Raw genomic sequence first — 16,844 nt, 5'->3', positions numbered from 1 at the left:
ATGACCGCCGCTGTCGTCCGCCGCTTCGTGGCCCGTCGCCACGTTGATTACGGCCGCGTGCGCAGCGCGATCTGTCCGGCCAACTGACGACGCCCGATCCATCCGTCTCGGGCGCGTTCCGCGCCGGCCGTCGAAGACATCGCCGTCCACGGCCCTCTCCAGGGCCGGCCGCCGCGTCCGCGTCCAGGCACTGCAGACAACGGAGGACGCCGCGATGGCGGTCAGCAGCACCCCGACCCGGCCCGAGACCCCGGCGGCCCCCGCCGCCCGGGCCCCCCGCCGTCCGCGCGGGGAGGGGCAGTGGGCGCTCGGTCACCGCGAGCCGCTCAACCCCAACGAGCGGATCAAGAAGGACGACGACCCGCTGAACGTCCGGGCCCGGATCGAGAACATCTACGCCCACCGGGGCTTCGCCTCGATCGACCCGCAGGACCTGCGCGGCCGGTTCCGCTGGTGGGGCCTTTACACGCAGCGCAAGGCCGGCATCGACGGCGGGCGCACCGCCGTGCTGGAGCCGCACGAGCTGGAGGACGAGTTCTTCATGCTCCGGGTCCGGGTCGACGGGGGCCAGCTCAACCTGGCCCAGCTCCGGGTCGTCGCGGACATCTCCCGCGAGTTCGCGCGGGACACCGCCGACGTCACCGACCGGCAGAACATCCAGTTCCACTGGATCCGGGTGGAGGACATGCCGGAGATCTGGCGCCGGCTGGAGGCGGTCGGCCTGCAGACCACCGAGGCGTGCGGCGACTGCCCGCGCATCGTGCTCGGCAGCCCGGTCGCCGGGGTGGCCGAGGCCGAGCTGCTCGACCCGACCCCGGCGATCGACGAGATCGTCAGCCGGTACGTCGGCGACAAGCGGTTCTCCAACCTGCCCCGCAAGTTCAAGACCTCGATCTCCTGGCTGGTCGACACCCCGTACGAGGCGAACGACATCGCCTTCCTCGGGGTGGACCACCCGGAGCACGGCCCCGGCTTCGACGTCTGGGTCGGCGGCGGCCTCTCCACGAACCCGATGCTGGCCCAGCGGCTGGGCGTCTGGGTGCCGCTGGCCGAGGTGCCGGACGTCTGGGCCGGCGTGGTCGGCATCTTCCGCGACTACGGCTACCGCCGGCTGCGCAACCGGGCCCGGCTGAAGTTCCTGGTCGCCGACTGGGGCGTGGCGAAGTTCCGCGAGGTGCTGGAGAAGGAGTACCTGGGCCGGACGCTGCTCGACGGCCCGGCGCCGGAGCTGCCGAGCAAGCCGGTGGACCACATCGGCGTGCACCGGCAGCGCGACGGGCGCAACTACGTCGGGGCGGCCCCGGTGGTGGGTCGGATCTCCGGCGGGCAGCTCGCCGAGCTGGCCGACGCGGTCGAGGCGCACGGCAGCGACCGGGTGCGGCTCACCCCGTACCAGAAGCTGCTGGTCCTCGACGTGGCGCCGGAGCGGACGGAGTCCCTGGTCGCGGCGCTGCGCCGGCTCGGCCTGGAGGCCCGGCCGTCGGCCTGGCGGCGCGGCACCATGGCTTGCACCGGCATCGAGTTCTGCAAGCTCGCCATCGTCGAGACCAAGGCCCGCGGCGAGGAGCTGGTGGCCCGGCTGGAGGAGCGGCTGCGCGACTTCGACGCCGACATCTCCATCCACCTCAACGGCTGCCCGAACGCCTGCGCCCGGACCCAGGTCGCCGACATCGGCCTGAAGGGCCAGCTGGTGGTCGGTCCGGACGGCCGCCAGGTGGAGGGCTTCCAGGTGCACCTGGGTGGCGGCCTCGGCATGGCCCAGGGGCAGACCGCCGGCTTCGGCCGCAAGCTCCGCGGCCTGAAGACCACCGCCGTGGAGCTTCCGGAGTACGTGGAACGGCTGGCCCGCCGCTACCTGGCCGGCCGGACCGAGGGTGAGACGTTCGCCAACTGGGTGATCAGGGTCGACGAGGAGGAGTTGCGATGAGTGACGCCCGTTCCGCGCCTCTCTACTGCCCGTACTGCGGTGAGGAGGACCTTCGGCCGAGCGAGGCCGGGCACGGCGCCTGGGAGTGCCACGCCTGCGCCCGGGTCTTCACCGTGAAGTTCACCGGCCTGCTCGGCAGGGCGGTGATCCGGTGAGCGGGAGGAGTGAGCTTGCGAGCCCCGCAGTCGCGAACGAAGAGCCGGCACCGATGAAGCTGGTCTCCGCCACCAACCTGGGCCTGGTCGGCCCCGGCGGCCCGGCGCCGGCCGACCCGGAGCGCCGCGACCCCGAGGAGCTGCGCGCGCTGGCCGAGACGGCCGGGCGGGAGCTGGAGGGCGCCCCGGCGCTGGAGATCGCCCGCTGGGCCGCCGAGACCTTCGGCGACCGGTTCTGCGTCACCAGCTCGATGGCCGACGGCGTGCTCGCGCACCTGGTCTCCCGGGTCGCGCCCGGCGTGGACGTGGTCTTCCTGGACACCGGGCTGCACTTCCCGGAGACGCTGCGGGTCCGCGACGAGGTGGCCCGGCGGCTGCCGGTGAACGTCCGCTCGATCCGCCCCCGGATGACCGTCGGGCAGCAGGACGGCCAGTACGGCCCCCGGCTGTTCAACAGGTCCCCGGACGACTGCTGCCAGCTGCGCAAGGTCGAGCCGCTGGAGCGGGCCCTGACGGACTACGACGCCTGGGCCGCCGGGCTGCGCCGGGACGAGTCGCCGACCCGGGCGAGCACGCCGGTGGTGACCTTCGACGCCCGGCGCGGCAAGGTCAAGGTGAACCCGATCGCGACCTGGACCCAGCGCGACGTGGACGCCTACGTCTCCCGCTACGACATCCCCGTCAACGAGCTGTTCAGCCGGGGCTACGGCTCGATCGGCTGCTGGCCCTGCACCCGCCGCACGAAGGCGGGGGAGGACCCACGGGCGGGCCGGTGGGCGATGTTCGAGAAGACCGAGTGCGGCCTGCACGTGTGACCTCGGCGGGCGCCGGGGCGGTCGTCGGGGCCGCTCCGGTGGTCCTGGTCGCGCACGGCAGCCGCGATCCCCGCGCCGCCGGGGCGACCCGCGCGCTTGCCCGGGCCGTCGAGGCGACCCGCCCCGGCACCACGGTGCTGCCGAGCTGGCTGGACCACACCGAGCCCGGGCCGACCGGCGTGCTGCGCGACCTCGCCGCCGCGGGACATCCCCGGGCGGTGCTGGTCCCGCTGCTGCTGACCGCCGCGTACCACCGGAGGGTCGACATCCCGGCGGCGGTCGCCGCGGCGCGGGAGTCGGGGCCGCCGATGGACGTCCGGATCACCGACGTGCTGGGGCCGGCGGACGGGACGGTGGACGCCGCGCTCCTGGCCGGGCTGCGGCGACGGCTCGCCGAGGCCGCGGCCGGACCTGTCGACGCCCTGGTGCTGGCGGCGGCGGGCACCCGGGACCCCGGGGCGCGCGGCTCGGTGGGGCGGGTGGCGACGGCCCTCGGGGCGGAGCTGGGCCTGCCCTGCCGGGTGTCGTACGCCTCGGCGGCATCTCCGGCGGCCGGCGTCGCGGTGGCGAAGCTGCGCGCGGCGGGCGCCCGGCGGGTCGCGGTGGCCGCCTACTTCCTGGCTCCCGGCCTGTTCCACGACGGGGTGCTGGCGGCGGCCCGGGACGCCGGCGCGACGGCGGTGGCCGCCCCGCTCACCGACGCCCCGGACCTCGCGGACCTGGTCCTCCGTCGCGTCGACGCCGCGCGGCCGCGATGAGCCCCCACGGCCCGGTCCACGGCCTTCCCGGCGGCGCCCCCGGACAGCACAACGCCCCGGCGGGTGACCCTGCCGGGGCGTACAGCTGTGCGGTGTTGTGGTCAGGCGGAGTGAGCGCGCAGCACCCGGAGACCGCCGCGGCGCTTGACCGCACGGCGCTCCTCTTCGCTCATCCCGCCCCAGACGCCGGCATCCTGACCGGACTCGAGCGCCCACTTCAGGCACTCGTCGGTCACGGAGCAGCGCCGGCAGACGGCCTTGGCCTGCTCGACCTGCAGGAGAGCCGGACCGGACGTCCCGATCGGGAAGAACAGCTCCGGGTCCTCGTCGCGGCAGACAGCATGGTGACGCCAGTCCATGGCGGCAACACTCCTCATTCTGGATGGGTGGCAGATATCGCTTCGTGCTTTTCCTATATGCATCCGCGATGCCGATTGGTGACGGTCAGCGTCCATCAATTCGGCACTGCGTGAGCAGGCTGCGGGCCCCTGGACCTGCTGGAACAGCTCAACCTGCCGAGCATATCCAGGCAATGTCCCGGTAACACAAGTTCGCTTGTGAATACTTTCACGAACTGTCGCGATGTCAAGGGTGACGCTCGGAAAAACTCCGAGCAGTGAGCGAGCTCACCGCCCTTTTGTCCGGGTTTCAGAGCGCTCTGGTTACCCGGCGTACCACAGTCGAGGATCAATATAGTACAGTCCGCGTGACATTGCTGACATTTCCGGCACCTACCCCTCGGGTGTGGCGGCCACCGCCAGGATGCGATGGGTGACCGCGTCAACCGACGGGAGTACCCGAGGCCTAGCAGATTACTCTCAGTGCGGCCGGAACGGATGTGAATCTAACTTTCTCCCGCTCGCCAAGGTAGTCCCCGTCGAGTTGAAATGCCTGCGGACGGGCCGAGAGCAGGGTGAACTCAGACACGTCGTGCAGTCGCAGCAGCTGACGGCCACGCGGACCGGGATTCCGGGAGAAGGACTGGGTCACTGTCCGTGCCGTACTGGCGACCCGGAGCTGACGCATCGCCAACACGTCGAGGCCGAGGTCGAACGAGGCCTCCGGGTTCGGGTTGATCTCCCGCTCGCCCAGGTACGTCCACGGCGCGGTGTTCTGGATGATGACCGTCGCCAGCTCGCCCTCGGCCTGCTCGCCCGGGCGTTCCAGGCTGATCGCCGGATGCCGCCGGTCCGAGCCGAAGAAGTACTGCCCGACGGTGGACCGCAGGTAGAGCCCGGGCGTGGAGACCCGTCCCTTCCGTCTCGCCTGCTCGACCCGGTGGATCACCGCGGCGTCGACGCCGAAGCCGGCGCAGAAGGTGAAGTACCGGTCGTCCGCCCGGCCCAGGCCGATCGTCCGGGAGCGGCCCAGGCGCAGCCCCTCCAGGATCACGCTGGTCCCCTCCGGCCACTCCCGGGGCAGCCCCAGCGCCCGGGCGAAGACGTTCGTGGAGCCGCCGGGGACGGTGGCCAGGGCGGGCAGCCGCTCCGCCGGCGTGTCGCCGGTCCGGAACGTCGGCGGCTCGGCCGCCATCAGGCCGTTCACCACCTCGTTCACCGTGCCGTCGCCACCCAGCGTGACCACCAGGTCGACGCCTTCCTCGGCGGCCTCCCGGGCCAGATCCACGGCGTGGCCCCGTCGGCGGGTGTACCGCACCGACAGGTCGACTTCGCTGCGCAGCGCCCGGACCAGGACGTCCCGGCTGCGTTCGCTGGTGGTGGTGGCCTTCGGATTGACCACCAGGACGGCCCGCATGGGCGGCACTGTACCGCGCCTACCCACGGGTATCGTGTCGCGCGTGACCATCGACTCCGAGCCGATTCCCGACACCCTCCGTTGGGCGGTCCGCCTGCTGCGCGCCGAGGCGGTGGCGCTCGGCCTGGTCGCGGTCTGGCTGATCTGGTCCGATCTCACCGCCACCACGACCGACCTCACCGCGGCGCTGCTGGTCACCGCGTTCGCGATCGCCGGCGCCGCGGCGCTCTGGGCCCTCGGCGGCGCGTTGGCCCGCCGGAAGAGCGGCGCCCGGGCCCCGACCATCGTGCTCCAGCTCATGCTGCTGCCGATCGGCTGGTACATGATCCAGGGCGGGCTGGGCTGGCTGGGCCTGCCGCTGATGGCCCTCGGCCTCGGCGTCAGCGGCCTGCTGGTCAGCCCGCCGACCAACCGGGCGCTCGACTTCGAGTGACCCGCCGGGCGTGCCGAGGCGCCCGGGCGCGTGGGTCAGTAGCCGGAGGCGCGGCGGGTGAGCAGCGAGATGCTGGCCCGGCCGTCGGCCGCCTTCGCGGCCGCCGACGTGGTCAGCGCGGTGAGCACCTTCCAGGCGAAGGACGACTCGGACGGGAGGGTGGCGCCCCGGACGGTCGGCACGGTCACCTCGACGGTGAGCGCGTCGTCGGTCACCGCGAAGCGGCACTCCAGCTCGGCGTTCCGGGTGGCGATGGCGAGCAGCATGGCGCAGGCCTCGTCGACCGCGATGCGCAGGTCCTCGATCTCGTCGAGGGCGAACTGGAGGCGGGCCGCGAGACCTGCCGTGGCGGTGCGGAGCACGCCGAGGTAACCGCCGTCGGCGGGCACGGTGAGGTGCACCACGTCGTCGTCGGTCGTCGGCTGGCCGGTCAGTTGAGTCACGCCTCATCCCCCCGGTGCCGGACTCTACCCGGTCAGGTCCGCGGATGCGGGGGCGCGGCCGTCGCCTGCGCGGCCAGGCCGTGCAGCGCCGGGCCGGTGAGCCGGTACGGCACCCATTCGTCCATCGGCGTCGCCCCGATGGCGGCGTAGAAGCCGGCCGCCGGGTTCCAGTTGATCATCCACCAGTCGAGCCGCCGGTAGCCCCGCTCGACGCAGAGCGCGGCGAGGGTGGCCAGCAACAGCCGACCCGCCCCGCTGCCCCGGGCGGCCGGGCGGACGTAGAGGTCTTCCAGGTAGACGCCGTGCACGCCTTCCCAGGTGGAGAAGTTCAGGAACCACAGCGCGAAGCCGAGCGGCTCGTCCCGGGCGTCCACCGCGACGTGCCCGAAGAGCGCCGGGGCCGGCCCGAACAGGGCGGCGGTCAACTGCTCCGCGGTCAGGTGGCACTGCTCCGGGGCGCGTTCGTACTCGGCGAGTTCGTGCACCATCGCGACGACGGCCGGCACGTCCTCGGGACGCGCCGGCCGGATCGTCGGTGCCTGGGCAGCCAGGATCACGCCTTCTTGGTCTCCCAGAAGATCTTGGAGATCTCGTCGATCTTCTGCAGCAGCTCGTCGGCCTTGGCCGGGTCCACGCTGCCCTTGGCGCCGCTGGCGCCGGCGAGCTTGGTGGCCTCGTTGAAGAGCTGGTGCAGGTTCGGGTACTTCTCGAAGTGGGCCGGCTTGAAGTAGTCGGTCCACAACACCCACAGGTGGTGCTTGACCAGCTCGGCGCGCTGTTCCTTGATGATGATGGCCCGGGTGCGGAACTCCGGGTCGGTGTTCGCCTGGTACTTCTCGCAGATCATTTTGACCGATTCGGCCTCGATCCGGGCCTGCGCCGGGTCGTACACGCCGCACGGCAGGTCGCAGTGCGCGCTGGCGGTCACACGGGGCGAAAGGATGCGAGGAAGGCGCATCAGGGTCCTCCATGGGATGTTTGCGATGATCCAAGCCGACATTACTCCTGGACATGCTCCCCGGCGGGCGGGAGGTGAAACCCGATGGGCGCCCCAGACGACTCCGCCGCGCCCGAGCTGCGCGGCCCGTTGGTGACCGTGCTGGTCACCGGACCCTCCATGGTCCCGACGCTGCGCCACGGCGACTCGGTGCTGGTGCGCACGGGGGGTCGGGCCGTCCGTCCGGGCGACGTGGTGGTGGCGGTCTTCCGGAGCCGCCCCGACCTGCTCGTCGTGAAGCGCGCGGTCCGCCCGCAGGACGGCGGTTGGTGGGTACGCGGCGACAACGACCTGGTCGCCGACGACTCCCGGGCCTACGGGGTGGCCGACGTGCGGGGCCGGGTGCTGGTCCGGTACTGGCCCCGGCCTGGCCGGCTGCGCCGCCGACGGATATGACCCCGCTCACATCGGCGCTCCGCACACGCCACTATGCTCGGAAAGTGCCCGGGTGACCCCCCGCACCGCCCGCCCCGCTCGCCGCTGACCTCGCGCCCGAGCCGGCCGGTCCGTCTGCTCGACAGATCCTGGAGTCACCAATGTCTTCGTCCACCGTGGACCCCGCTGATCCCGTCTTCCGGCTGCACGTCGGCGGCAAGATGGCCGTCGCCTCGACCGTCCCGCTCACCAGCCGGGAGGACCTCTCCCTCGCGTACACCCCCGGGGTGGCCCGGGTGTGCGAGGCGATCGCCGCCGATCCTGCCCTCGCCGACGACTACACCTGGGTGTCGCACACCGTCGCCGTGGTCACCGACGGCTCCGCCGTACTCGGCCTGGGCAACATCGGCCCCCGCGCGGCGCTGCCGGTGATGGAGGGCAAGGCGGTGCTGTTCAAGCAGTTCGCCGGCGTGGACGCGGTGCCGATCTGCCTGGACACCCAGGACGTGGACGAGATCGTGGCCGCGGTGAAGGCCCTCGCGCCGTCGTTCGGCGGGATCAACCTGGAGGACATCAGCGCCCCCCGCTGCTTCGAGGTGGAGCGCCGGCTGGACGAGATCCTGCCGATCCCGGTCTTCCACGACGACCAGCACGGCACCGCGATCGTGGTGCTGGCCGCGCTGCGCAACGCCGCCACCCTGCTCAACCGCAAGCTCGGTGACCTGCGGGTGGCGGTCAGCGGCGCCGGCGCGGCCGGAGTGGCGGTGACCAAGATGCTGGTCGCCGGCGGAGTGAACCCGGACCAGGTGGTGGTCTGCGACTCCAAGGGGATCATCGGCCGGCACCGCGAGCTGACCGGGACCAAGGCGGAGCTGGCGGAGACCACCAACGCCGAGGGGCGGCAGGGCGACATCACCGAGGCGCTGCGCGGCGCGGACGTCCTGATCGGCGTCTCCGGCGGGCAGATCCCCGAGGCGGCGGTGGCCGGGATGGCGCCCGGTGGCATCGTCTTCGCGCTGGCCAACCCGACCCCCGAGGTGCACCCCGAGGTGGCCGCCCGGCACGTCGCGGTGGTCGCGACGGGCCGCAGCGACTACCCCAACCAGATCAACAATGTGCTCGCCTTCCCCGGCGTGTTCCGGGGTGCGCTGGACGCCCGGGCCACCCGGATCACCGAGGGGATGAAGGTGGCCGCCGCCGACGCGATCGCCGGCGTGGTAGCCGAGTCGCTGACCGCCGAGGCGATCGTGCCCTCCCCGCTGGACCCGCGGGTGGCCCCCGCGGTCGCCGAGGCGGTGGCCGAGGCCGCCCGCCGCGACGGCGTCGCCCGCCGCTGAGCGGCACCGCCGGAAGCAGGGGGGCCCTTCTTATCGCGTTTTGATGGGAAGGGCCCCTTCTTAACGGGCGCTCAGCTTGTTACCGTGCCGATCATGCGTGCCGCCTATGCCTCGAGCTTCGATGCCGACAACCCGCTCGCCGCGCTCAGCGTCGGCGACCGCCCCGAGCCGGCCCACCCGCAAAAGGACTGGGTCACCGTGCAGGTGCGGGCCAGCTCACTCAACCACCACGACCTCTGGTCGCTGCGCGGGGTGGGGCTCGGCCCGGACCAGCTGCCGATGATCCTCGGCTGCGACGCGGTCGGCACCGACCCGGACGGCAACGAGGTGGTCATCTACCCGGTCGTGCCCACCCCGGGCGACCCGCGCGGGGTCTCCATCCTCTCCGAGCACTTCCCCGGCACCTTCGCCGAGCGGGTGGCCGTACCCCGGATGAATCTGCTGCCGCTGCCCACCGGCCTGGCGGCGACCGACGCGGCGTGCCTGCCCACGGCCTGGCTGACCGCGTGGCGGATGCTCACCGCCAAGGGCCGGGTCGACGAGGGCGAGTCGGTGCTGGTCCAGGGGGCCGGCGGCGGCGTGGCCACCGCGGCCGTCGCGCTCGGCGTCGCGCTCGGCAAGCGGGTGTACGCCACCAGCCGGGACGCCGTCAAGCGGGAGCGGATCACCGAACTGGGGGCGACCGCGGTGGAACCCGGCGCCCGGCTGCCCGAGCGGGTCGACGTGGTGATCGAGACGGTCGGCGCGGCGACCTTCGACCACTCCCTCAAGTCGGCCGCGCCGATGGCCCGGATCGTCGTCTCCGGCGCCACCGCCGGGCACGAGCCCAAGGTCAACCTGCGCCGGGTCTTCGCCATGCAGCTGGAGATCCTGGGCACCTCGATGGGCACCCCGGACGAGCTGACCGAGCTGCTCGCGTTCTGCGCCGAGCACGAGGTCCGCCCGGTGGTCGACACCGTGGTGCCGTTCAGCCGGATCGAGGACGCCTTCGCCCGCCTCGCCTCCGGCGACGTCTTCGGCAAGGTCGTCATCGACCACACCGCCTGACGCGCCGCCACCCTCGGCGGCCGCTCAGAGGTGGTCGTCGAGGGTGGCCAGGTCGCCGCGGGTGGCGTCGGCGGGGAGTCGGTCCTTGGCCTTGGCGTCGCCGTAGAGGGTCCAGCGGAGGAACTCGACGGTGGTGTCGGAAACCACCCGCAGCGCCTTGCCGTCGGTGAGCAGGGCCCGGCCGTGGTCGCCCTTCGGCAGGCTGAGCATGGCCTTCGGCCAGGGCACCGCGTCGTAGACCGCCTTGCCGGCGGCGTAGTTCACCACCTCGTCCGCCTCGCCGTGCACGAAGAGCTGCGGCGCGGCGGCGCCGGCGAAGGCGGTGCCGACCCCGAGCGCCGTACCGGCGAAGACGATGCCGGCGTCCAGCCGCTCGTCCCGGCCGGCGGTGAAGAGCCCGATCGTGGTCACCCCGCCCGCGCTGTGCCCGGCCGCGGCCACCCGCTCGGCGTCCAGCCGGCCGCGCAGCGGATCATCGGCCTTCGCGTCGAGGGCGAGCACCTGGGTCAGCGCGTACGACACGTCGGCCGGCTGGTTGAGCACGTCCAGCACGTTGCCGTCGCCGCCCGTGCCGGTGTGCGGGAACCGCGGCGCGGCGACCACGAAGCCCGCCGCCGCCCAGCGGCTCAGCAGCAGCTGGTAGTCCTCCGGCCGGGCACCCAGGCCGTGGCTGAACATCACCACCGGGAACCGGCCGGCCGCCGCCGGCGCCGAGCGCTCCGGCGTGCCGCCGGCCGCGCCCCGGGCCGGGTACCAGAGGGTCACCGGCAGGGGCCGGTCGCCGTCGCGGTTCAACGTCAGCTGCCGTACGCCCACCGCGAAGGCCTGGGTGGGGGCGTGCCCGGCGGGCACCCGGGGCGTGGGGGCGGTCGCCTTCGGCGGCGGGGTCGGGGCGCTGCGCACGGTCGGCGCGGCACCGCCCGAGCAGCCGGCCAGGCCCACCGTGAGCAGGGCGGCGGCGACCAGGGTCGAGGTACGGCGACGGGACATGAAGACGATTGTGCCTCGCGCCGCCGCGTCGCCGGTCCGACATCGAACGGAGCGTGACCGGATCGCCCGTTCCGCGCTTGAGGTGTGCCCGGCGCGTCATGACGCACCGCCCGAACCGCGGCCAACTGCCGCCCCGCCAGCCCACCCCCGTCCACCCGCCGCACGCTACCCCCGACTTCCCCGCTTGGGTGGGGGCGCTAGTGGGGGAGGGAGTGGGTGGTGAGGGTGGTGATGGTCGGGTGGTGGGCGTCGGTGGGGAGGCGGTGCAAAGCGGTGGGGTCGTCGTAGAGGGTCCAGCGGAGAAAGTCGGTGGTGGTGGCGAGGACCTGGGCGAAGCCGGGCTGGCCGGGGGAGAGGTACTCGCCGTGGCCCTGGCCGGGCAGGCTCAGGAAGGCCGCCGGGCCGGTCGCGCGGGCGTACGCGGCGCGGCCGACGGACTCGGGGACGATCGGGTCTGCGCCGCCGTGCACGAAGAGCAGGGGTGCCGGCGGGCCGGCGAAGCTGCCGGCCAGGCCCCCGCCGGCGAGCACGATGCCGGAGCGCAGCCGCGCCGAGTGGCCGGAGGTGAACATCCCGGCCGTGGTGAAGCCGCCCGCCGAGTGACCGGCCGCGGCGATCCGGTCGACCGCCAGGTGCCCGGCGAGCGGGTCGCCCCGGCGGGCGTCGAGGCGCACCAGGTGGCCGATCAGCCGCCACCCGTCGGCAGGCTGGTTGCGCACGTCGGCCCGGGTGAAGTCGGCCGCCCGCAGGTTCGTGCGCGGATAGGTGGGGGCGGCCACCACGAAGCCGGCGGCGGCCCACCGGGTGGTCAGCGGGGCGTGCAGCTCGGGGAGGCTGCGCAGCCCGTGGCTGTAGACGACGACCGGGAAGCGTCCCGCCGCGACGGGCGCGGCGGCGATCGCCACCGGCCCGGTCGTTGACGGGCCACCCGGGGTACTGCGGCCGGTCGGGGCGGCCGGGGTGGCGGGGTACCAGATGGTGACCGGGAGTGGTCGTGGACCGTCCGGGTCGACGGTGAGCTGCCGGACCCCGACCGGCCAGCTCCGCTGCGGGGCGGGTCCGGGGGAGGTGACGCGGACCGTACCGGGCGCTGGCCCACCGGTCGCGGCGGTGGCCGGCCCGCAGCCGGCCAGCAGCGCCGTCACCAGCACGGCGACCAGCCGCTGCACCCCCACCGTTCCACGGTAGGCGGCCGGGTGGGCCGGGCGGCCCCGCCGTCCGGACCGGCTGCCGTCACCACCCGGTCGGTGCGGCTCCGCCGGCCGGGCCGACCTGCCGCCACCGGCCCGGCGGGGCAGTCCGCGTCGACGGGCTTCGCTAGGGTCACCGGCATGTCTGAGAACTACACCGACCCGAGCGGCAACACCGAGCAGTTCCGCGCGTTCGTCCACGCGCCCGAGGGCACCGCCCCGGAGGCCGCACCGTCCCGCCTCCCGCTGATCGTCGGCGCAGTGGTCGTGGTGCTGCTGGTGGCCGTGGTCGCCTGGCTCGCGCTGGGCTGAGCCGTACCCCGGGTCAGTGGTGGGTCGCCGCCACCACGGCCCGGGTCTCCCGGGCGATCTCCCGTTCCTCGTCGGTGCTGATGACGCAGACCGTCACCTCGGCCCCGTCCGGTGAGATCACCCGGTCGCCGCTGGCCTCGTTGCGCGCGGGGTCCACGGTGATGCCGAGCCGGTCCAGCCCGGCCAGCGCGGCCGCGCGGACCGGCGCGGCGTGCTCGCCCACCCCGGCGGTGAAGGTGATCGCGTCGACCCGCCCGAGCAGCGCGTAGTACCCGCCGACGTACCCGGTGATCCGGCGGCGGTAGACGTCGAAGGCGAGCGCGGCGGCGGCGTCCCCGGCGTCCCGGCGGGCCAGCACCTCGCGCATGTCGTTGACCCCGGTCAGGCCGAGCAGGCCGCTGCGGTGGTTGAGCAGGTCGTCGATATCGTCGACGGCCATCCCGCCCTCCCGGCGCAGGTGGAAGATCACCGTCGGGTCGAGGTCGCCGCTGCGGGTGCCCATCACCAGGCCCTCCAGCGGCGACATCCCCATCGAGGTGGCCACGCTCCGTCCACCCTGGACGGCGCAGGCGCTGGCCCCGTTGCCCAGGTGCAGGGTGATGACGTTGACCTCCTCGTACGGCCGGTCGAGCAGTTCGGCGGTGCGCCGGGAGACGTACGCGTGCGAGGTCCCGTGGAAGCCGTACCGCCGGATGCCGTACCGCCGGGCGGTGTCCCGGTCGATGGCGTAGGTCGCGGCGGCCTCCGGCAGGGTGTGGTGGAACGCGGTGTCGAAGACCGCGACCTGCGGGACGTCCGGCAGCGACTCGCGGGTCACCCGGATGCCGGTCAGGTTGGCGGGGTTGTGCAGCGGGGCGAGCGGGACGAGGTCCTCGACCGCGGCGATGACCGCGTCGTCGATCAGCACCGGCTCGCTGAACCGGCGTCCGCCGTGCACCACCCGGTGCCCGACCGCGGTCAGCCCGGTCAGGTCCAGGCGGTCGAGGATCTCCCGGACGGCGCTCTCGTGGTCGTCCGGTCCGCCGCCCGGCTCGCCGACCCGCTCGACCGTGCCCTTGCCGGCCACGGACTCGCCGTCGTACAGCCGGAACTTCACGGACGAGGACCCACAGTTGAGGACGAGCACCCGCTCGGTCACGCGACCTCCTCCGACGCGGCGGCCTGGATGGCGGTGATGGCGACGGTGTTGACGATGTCCGGGACGGTCGCACCCCGGGACAGGTCGTTGACCGGCCGGCGCAGGCCCTGCATCACCGGGCCGACCGCCACCGCTCCGGCCGAGCGCTGCACCGCCTTGTACGTGTTGTTGCCGGTGTTCAGGTCCGGGAAGATGAAGACCGTGGCCCGCCCGGCGACCGGGCTGTCCGGCAGCTTCGTGGCCGCGACCTGCGGGTCGATCGCCGCGTCGTACTGGATCGGCCCCTCGACCAGCAGCTCGGGCCGGCGTTCGCGGACCAGCTTGGTGGCCGCCGCGACCTTCTCCACGTCGGCGCCGGCGCCCGAACTGCCGGTCGAGTACGACAGCATCGCCACCCGGGGTTCGACGTCGAACCGGGCGGCCGTGTCGGCGGAGGAGATGGCGATGTCGGCGAGCTGGGCGGCGTCGGGGTCGGGGTTGACCGCGCAGTCACCGTAGACCAGCACCCGGTCGGCGAGCAGCATGAAGAAGACGCTGGAGGCGATGGAGACACCCGGCAGGGTCCGGATGATCTCGAAGGCCGGCCGGATGGTGGCGGCGGTGGTGTGGGTGGCCCCGGAGACCATGCCGTCGGCGCGGCCGGTGTGCACCATCATCGTGCCGAAGTAGTTGGGCTGCGCCACGATGTCGTGGGCCAGGTCCAGGGTGAGGCCCCGGTGCGCCCGCAGCCGGGCGTACTCGGCGGCGAACTCGTCCCGCCACTCGCTGGTGACCGGGTCGACCACCTCGGCGTCGCCGATGTCGATGCCCAGCTCCCGGGTGCGCCGGGCGATGGCGTCGGCGCGGCCGAGCAGGGTCAGGTCGGCGACGCCCCGGCGCAGCAGGATCTCCGCGGCACGCAGGATCCGCTCCTCCGCGCCCTCCGGCAGCACCAGCCGGCGGCGCTGCGCCCGGGCCCGGTCGAGCAGGTCGTTCTCGAACATCAGCGGGGTGACCCGCTCGGAGCGGCTGACCCGCAGCCGGCTGGCCAGGTCCACCGTGTCCACGCAGCGCTCGAACGCGCCGAGCGCGGCCTCCACCTTCCGCGGGTTCTCGACGCTGGGACGGCCCTCGATCCGGCTGGACGCGGCGACCGTGTCGTAGCTGTCGCTGGGCACCGAGAGCACCGCGAGCCCGGTCTTCAGCCCCTCGACCAGCCGCATCGCCCGGGGGTCGGGCTGCTCGCCGAGGGTGAGCACCAGCCCGGCGACCGAGACCTGACCGGCGACGTGCGCGGCGCTCGCCGCGACCAGCAGGTCCGCCCGGTCGCCCGGGGTGATCACCAGCGCGCCGTCGGTCAGGTGGTCGAGCAGGGTGGGCACGTGCGCGGCGCCGACCACGTAGTCGAGCACGTCCCGGTCGAGCGCGGCGTCGTCGCCGGCCAGCAGGGTGGCGCCGAGCGCCGCCGCCACCTCGGCCACCGTCGGCGCCGACACGGTCGGCACCTCCGGGATCGCGTACGTGGGGACGGGCAGCTCGGGGAGCGTCATCGGCCCGGGCACCCGGTTGGCGATCACCGCGAGCACCGTCGCGCCCAGGTCCTCCAGGTCGTGGTACGCCCCGCGGGCCGCCGCCGCGATCGCCTCCGGCTCCTGCCCGAAGCCGTCGACCACGGGCACCACCACGCTGCCGAACTCGGTGGCCAGCCGGGCGTTGAAGGCCAGCTCGCGCGGGCCGGCGCCGTCCCCGTCGGCGAAGTCGCTGCCCACCACCACCATCGCGGGGCAGCGCCGCTCGACGTCCCGGTAGCGGGCGACGATCCGGGCGATCAGCTCCTCCCGCCGGCCGTCCGCGACCAGCGCGGTCGCCTCCGCGTACGTGCTGCCGGAGAGCTCGGTGACCGGGAGGTCCACCCGGTAGCGGTCGGTGAGCAGGGCGAGGATCTGGTCGGTGCCGGCGCCGGAGACCAGCGGCCGGAACGCGCCGATCCGTTCCACCTGCCGGGAGAGGAGCTCCGCGAGGCCGAGGGCGATGGTCGACTTCCCCCCGCCGGACCCCACGCTGGTCACATAGACGCTGCGGGCCACGAGGACCACGCTACAAGATCGCGGTGCCCCGCGCCCGGGTCCTTGTGCCCTGCCGGCCAACCCGGTCGGTCAGGACGGGGCCGGCGCCGCGGGCGTGGCGGCGGGGCCGGACGCTCCGCCGGCCGGCGTTCCCTCCGGGAGGTCGGCCGAGCGGAAGAGCGCGTCGCTCTTCGCCACCCACGCGGCGCCGAAGGCGAAGACGGCGACGGTCTCGCACCACAGCACCGGCTTGAGCGTGTGGCGTACGTCCGCGGGCAGCGTCGTGCTCGCCAGCGCGAGCCCGATCGCGACCAGGATGAGCAGGCCGCAGGCACGGTAGACCCGGTTCGCCGACCGCGACGGCGGCACGCCGGCCCGGTCCGGCCTGGTGAAGAGGAACAGGCAGAAGACGGCGAGGAGCAGGAAGAGGGCCGCGGCGGCGACCTGGTGTACCACCCCGACGGTCCGGTCGGTGCCGCTCGTGGTGCCGGCCGGTGCGCCGACCGTGGTGGGGAAGAGGGCCACCGCGATCGCCAGTGCCCCGGCGACGGTGCTCAGCGCGTCGTCCGGCCAGCGGTACCGGTAGCTGATGAGGAACACCCCGATCGCGCAGAGCGCGCCGACGAAGATGTCCCGCATCCCGGTGTGGTAGTAGCCGCTGAGCGAGTCGAGCAGGGTCAGCCGCCGGGTGACGACGAGGTGACCGACCACCAGCACGATCGGCAGCGCGATGCCGACGGCTCCGATGCCGAGGCGCAGGCGGCGGACGGTCACCGCGTCCTGCGGCGGCTTGCGGGTCTCGGGGTTCACTTCCGCCTCCCTGTCGTCCGGCGGCGTGTGCTCCGGCGGTCCTCGTCGGAACCGGGACGCTGCTCTCCAGTGGACGCCGACGGGGCGGCCCGCGTCAAACGGTCACTCGTCGTCCTCGTCGTCGAGGCGGGCGAGCCAGGTCGCGAAGCGCTCGATCGGGGTCTCGAACTCCGGGTTCAGGTCGACGAAGTCGCGCAGGCGCTCGCCCAGCCACTCCAGGCTGACCTGCTCGTCGCCTCGGCGCTCGACCAGTTCCTCGATGCCGCGGTCGGTGAAGTACATCGGTGTGTCCTTTCGGGAACGGGGCCGCCACGCGA

At 73.7% G+C, this 16,844-nt stretch carries 20 protein-coding genes; 9 read left to right on the top strand and 11 right to left on the bottom strand.

Features of this window, described 5'->3' with window-relative positions; genetic code table 11:
* Positions 1–214: 214 nt before the first annotated feature.
* Genes ACTWO6_RS28095 through ACTWO6_RS28080 form a run of 4 tightly spaced genes read left to right on the top strand, consistent with a single transcriptional unit; the run spans position 215 to position 3,655 of the window.
* Complete coding sequence (locus tag ACTWO6_RS28095) at positions 215–1,927, top strand: nitrite/sulfite reductase (RefSeq protein WP_446216744.1); 1,713 nt, start codon at positions 215–217, stop codon at positions 1,925–1,927.
* On the top strand, positions 1,924–2,082 hold the full coding sequence (locus tag ACTWO6_RS28090; protein ID WP_130339665.1) for an IS1 family transposase: 159 nt from the start codon (positions 1,924–1,926) through the stop codon (positions 2,080–2,082). The genes ACTWO6_RS28095 and ACTWO6_RS28090 overlap by 4 nt, the downstream gene beginning before the upstream one ends.
* Before the next feature lie 53 nt (positions 2,083–2,135).
* On the top strand, positions 2,136–2,897 hold the full coding sequence (locus ACTWO6_RS28085; RefSeq protein ID WP_446216743.1) for a phosphoadenylyl-sulfate reductase: 762 nt from the start codon (positions 2,136–2,138) through the stop codon (positions 2,895–2,897).
* Positions 2,879–3,655, top strand: coding sequence for a sirohydrochlorin chelatase (locus tag ACTWO6_RS28080; RefSeq protein ID WP_446216742.1), 777 nt, complete (start codon positions 2,879–2,881; stop codon positions 3,653–3,655). Before ACTWO6_RS28085 ends, ACTWO6_RS28080 begins: the two co-directional genes overlap by 19 nt.
* 101 nt (positions 3,656–3,756) lie before the next feature.
* Here ACTWO6_RS28080 and ACTWO6_RS28075 read toward each other — a convergent pair whose 3' ends face one another.
* Together ACTWO6_RS28075 and ACTWO6_RS28070 are read right to left on the bottom strand one after the other, a co-directional pair.
* Positions 3,757–4,014, bottom strand: coding sequence for a WhiB family transcriptional regulator (locus ACTWO6_RS28075; protein WP_089012725.1), 258 nt, complete (start codon positions 4,012–4,014; stop codon positions 3,757–3,759).
* A gap of 445 nt (positions 4,015–4,459) precedes the next feature.
* Positions 4,460–5,410: a diacylglycerol/lipid kinase family protein gene (locus ACTWO6_RS28070; protein ID WP_446216741.1), complete on the bottom strand. Its 951-nt coding sequence runs from the start codon at positions 5,408–5,410 to the stop codon at positions 4,460–4,462.
* A 43-nt stretch (positions 5,411–5,453) separates the two neighbouring features.
* Between ACTWO6_RS28070 and ACTWO6_RS28065 the strand changes: the two genes are divergently transcribed.
* The gene (locus ACTWO6_RS28065) at positions 5,454–5,843 is read left to right on the top strand and encodes a hypothetical protein (protein ID WP_446216740.1); all 390 of its coding nucleotides are present in this window, start codon (positions 5,454–5,456) and stop codon (positions 5,841–5,843) included.
* Positions 5,844–5,878: 35 nt separating this feature from the next.
* On the opposite strand, the gene ACTWO6_RS28060 is transcribed toward ACTWO6_RS28065, so the two are convergent.
* The 3 genes from ACTWO6_RS28060 to sodN all read right to left on the bottom strand — a co-directional run bounded on the left by ACTWO6_RS28060 (position 5,879) and on the right by sodN (position 7,244).
* Entirely contained in the window at positions 5,879–6,286 is a 408-nt protein-coding gene (locus ACTWO6_RS28060; protein ID WP_446216739.1) for an ATP-binding protein, read from the bottom strand.
* 32 nt (positions 6,287–6,318) lie between these two features.
* Positions 6,319–6,774: an N-acetyltransferase family protein gene (locus ACTWO6_RS28055; RefSeq protein ID WP_446220797.1), complete on the bottom strand. Its 456-nt coding sequence runs from the start codon at positions 6,772–6,774 to the stop codon at positions 6,319–6,321.
* A 65-nt stretch (positions 6,775–6,839) separates the two neighbouring features.
* A complete protein-coding gene (sodN, locus tag ACTWO6_RS28050) occupies positions 6,840–7,244 on the bottom strand; it encodes a superoxide dismutase, Ni (RefSeq protein ID WP_446216738.1) in 405 nt (134 codons plus the stop codon).
* 84 nt (positions 7,245–7,328) lie between these two features.
* On the opposite strand from sodN, the gene ACTWO6_RS28045 reads away from it, so the two are divergent.
* The 3 genes from ACTWO6_RS28045 to ACTWO6_RS28035 all read left to right on the top strand — a co-directional run bounded on the left by ACTWO6_RS28045 (position 7,329) and on the right by ACTWO6_RS28035 (position 10,042).
* Positions 7,329–7,679 (top strand): S24 family peptidase, encoded by a 351-nt coding sequence (locus tag ACTWO6_RS28045; RefSeq protein WP_446216737.1) that lies wholly within the window; start codon positions 7,329–7,331, stop codon positions 7,677–7,679.
* Between the two features lie 140 nt (positions 7,680–7,819).
* Positions 7,820–8,995: an NAD(P)-dependent malic enzyme gene (locus ACTWO6_RS28040; protein WP_446216736.1), complete on the top strand. Its 1,176-nt coding sequence runs from the start codon at positions 7,820–7,822 to the stop codon at positions 8,993–8,995.
* Between the two features lie 84 nt (positions 8,996–9,079).
* Positions 9,080–10,042: a zinc-binding dehydrogenase gene (locus tag ACTWO6_RS28035; protein WP_446216735.1), complete on the top strand. Its 963-nt coding sequence runs from the start codon at positions 9,080–9,082 to the stop codon at positions 10,040–10,042.
* Between the two features lie 24 nt (positions 10,043–10,066).
* On the opposite strand, the gene ACTWO6_RS28030 is transcribed toward ACTWO6_RS28035, so the two are convergent.
* A complete protein-coding gene (locus ACTWO6_RS28030) occupies positions 10,067–11,032 on the bottom strand; it encodes an alpha/beta hydrolase family protein (protein ID WP_446216734.1) in 966 nt (321 codons plus the stop codon).
* Positions 11,033–11,229: 197 nt separating this feature from the next.
* The gene (locus ACTWO6_RS28025; RefSeq protein WP_446216733.1) at positions 11,230–12,207 is read right to left on the bottom strand and encodes an alpha/beta hydrolase family protein; all 978 of its coding nucleotides are present in this window, start codon (positions 12,205–12,207) and stop codon (positions 11,230–11,232) included.
* A 156-nt stretch (positions 12,208–12,363) separates the two neighbouring features.
* Between ACTWO6_RS28025 and ACTWO6_RS28020 the strand changes: the two genes are divergently transcribed.
* Positions 12,364–12,534, top strand: coding sequence for a hypothetical protein (locus ACTWO6_RS28020; protein WP_446216732.1), 171 nt, complete (start codon positions 12,364–12,366; stop codon positions 12,532–12,534).
* A gap of 13 nt (positions 12,535–12,547) precedes the next feature.
* Here the strand turns inward: ACTWO6_RS28020 and ACTWO6_RS28015 are convergent, their stop codons facing one another.
* The 4 genes from ACTWO6_RS28015 to ACTWO6_RS28000 all read right to left on the bottom strand — a co-directional run bounded on the left by ACTWO6_RS28015 (position 12,548) and on the right by ACTWO6_RS28000 (position 16,809).
* A complete protein-coding gene (locus tag ACTWO6_RS28015) occupies positions 12,548–13,672 on the bottom strand; it encodes an acetate/propionate family kinase (protein ID WP_446216731.1) in 1,125 nt (374 codons plus the stop codon).
* The gene (gene pta, locus ACTWO6_RS28010) at positions 13,669–15,747 is read right to left on the bottom strand and encodes a phosphate acetyltransferase (protein ID WP_446216730.1); all 2,079 of its coding nucleotides are present in this window, start codon (positions 15,745–15,747) and stop codon (positions 13,669–13,671) included. The genes ACTWO6_RS28015 and pta overlap by 4 nt, the downstream gene beginning before the upstream one ends.
* Before the next feature lie 60 nt (positions 15,748–15,807).
* Positions 15,808–16,527: a hypothetical protein gene (locus ACTWO6_RS28005; RefSeq protein ID WP_446216729.1), complete on the bottom strand. Its 720-nt coding sequence runs from the start codon at positions 16,525–16,527 to the stop codon at positions 15,808–15,810.
* 102 nt (positions 16,528–16,629) lie between these two features.
* Positions 16,630–16,809, bottom strand: a complete 180-nt coding sequence (locus tag ACTWO6_RS28000; RefSeq protein ID WP_089009804.1) for a DUF6104 family protein — start codon at positions 16,807–16,809, stop codon at positions 16,630–16,632.
* Positions 16,810–16,844 lie beyond the last annotated feature (35 nt).

Source organism: Micromonospora sp. IBHARD004 (genome assembly GCF_052814115.1).
Note: the sequence above shows the minus strand (reverse complement) of the source record. Positions and strands in the feature narration are given on the sequence as shown.

Excerpts from the sequence above, each read along its gene's own strand:
- sodN (WP_446216738.1), bottom strand. The coding sequence starts at position 7,244 with ATGCGCCTTCCTCGCATCCTTTCGCCCCGTGTGACCGCCAGCGCGCAC.
- ACTWO6_RS28090 (WP_130339665.1), top strand. The coding sequence starts at position 1,924 with ATGAGTGACGCCCGTTCCGCGCCTCTCTACTGCCCGTACTGCGGTGAG.
- ACTWO6_RS28075 (WP_089012725.1), bottom strand. The coding sequence starts at position 4,014 with ATGGACTGGCGTCACCATGCTGTCTGCCGCGACGAGGACCCGGAGCTG.
- ACTWO6_RS28085 (WP_446216743.1), top strand. The coding sequence starts at position 2,136 with ATGAAGCTGGTCTCCGCCACCAACCTGGGCCTGGTCGGCCCCGGCGGC.
- ACTWO6_RS28055 (WP_446220797.1), bottom strand. The coding sequence starts at position 6,774 with ATGGTGCACGAACTCGCCGAGTACGAACGCGCCCCGGAGCAGTGCCAC.
- ACTWO6_RS28070 (WP_446216741.1), bottom strand. The coding sequence starts at position 5,410 with ATGCGGGCCGTCCTGGTGGTCAATCCGAAGGCCACCACCACCAGCGAA.
- ACTWO6_RS28020 (WP_446216732.1), top strand. The coding sequence starts at position 12,364 with ATGTCTGAGAACTACACCGACCCGAGCGGCAACACCGAGCAGTTCCGC.
- ACTWO6_RS28000 (WP_089009804.1), bottom strand. The coding sequence starts at position 16,809 with ATGTACTTCACCGACCGCGGCATCGAGGAACTGGTCGAGCGCCGAGGC.
- ACTWO6_RS28095 (WP_446216744.1), top strand. The coding sequence starts at position 215 with ATGGCGGTCAGCAGCACCCCGACCCGGCCCGAGACCCCGGCGGCCCCC.
- ACTWO6_RS28030 (WP_446216734.1), bottom strand. The coding sequence starts at position 11,032 with ATGTCCCGTCGCCGTACCTCGACCCTGGTCGCCGCCGCCCTGCTCACG.
- ACTWO6_RS28045 (WP_446216737.1), top strand. The coding sequence starts at position 7,329 with ATGGGCGCCCCAGACGACTCCGCCGCGCCCGAGCTGCGCGGCCCGTTG.
- ACTWO6_RS28040 (WP_446216736.1), top strand. The coding sequence starts at position 7,820 with ATGTCTTCGTCCACCGTGGACCCCGCTGATCCCGTCTTCCGGCTGCAC.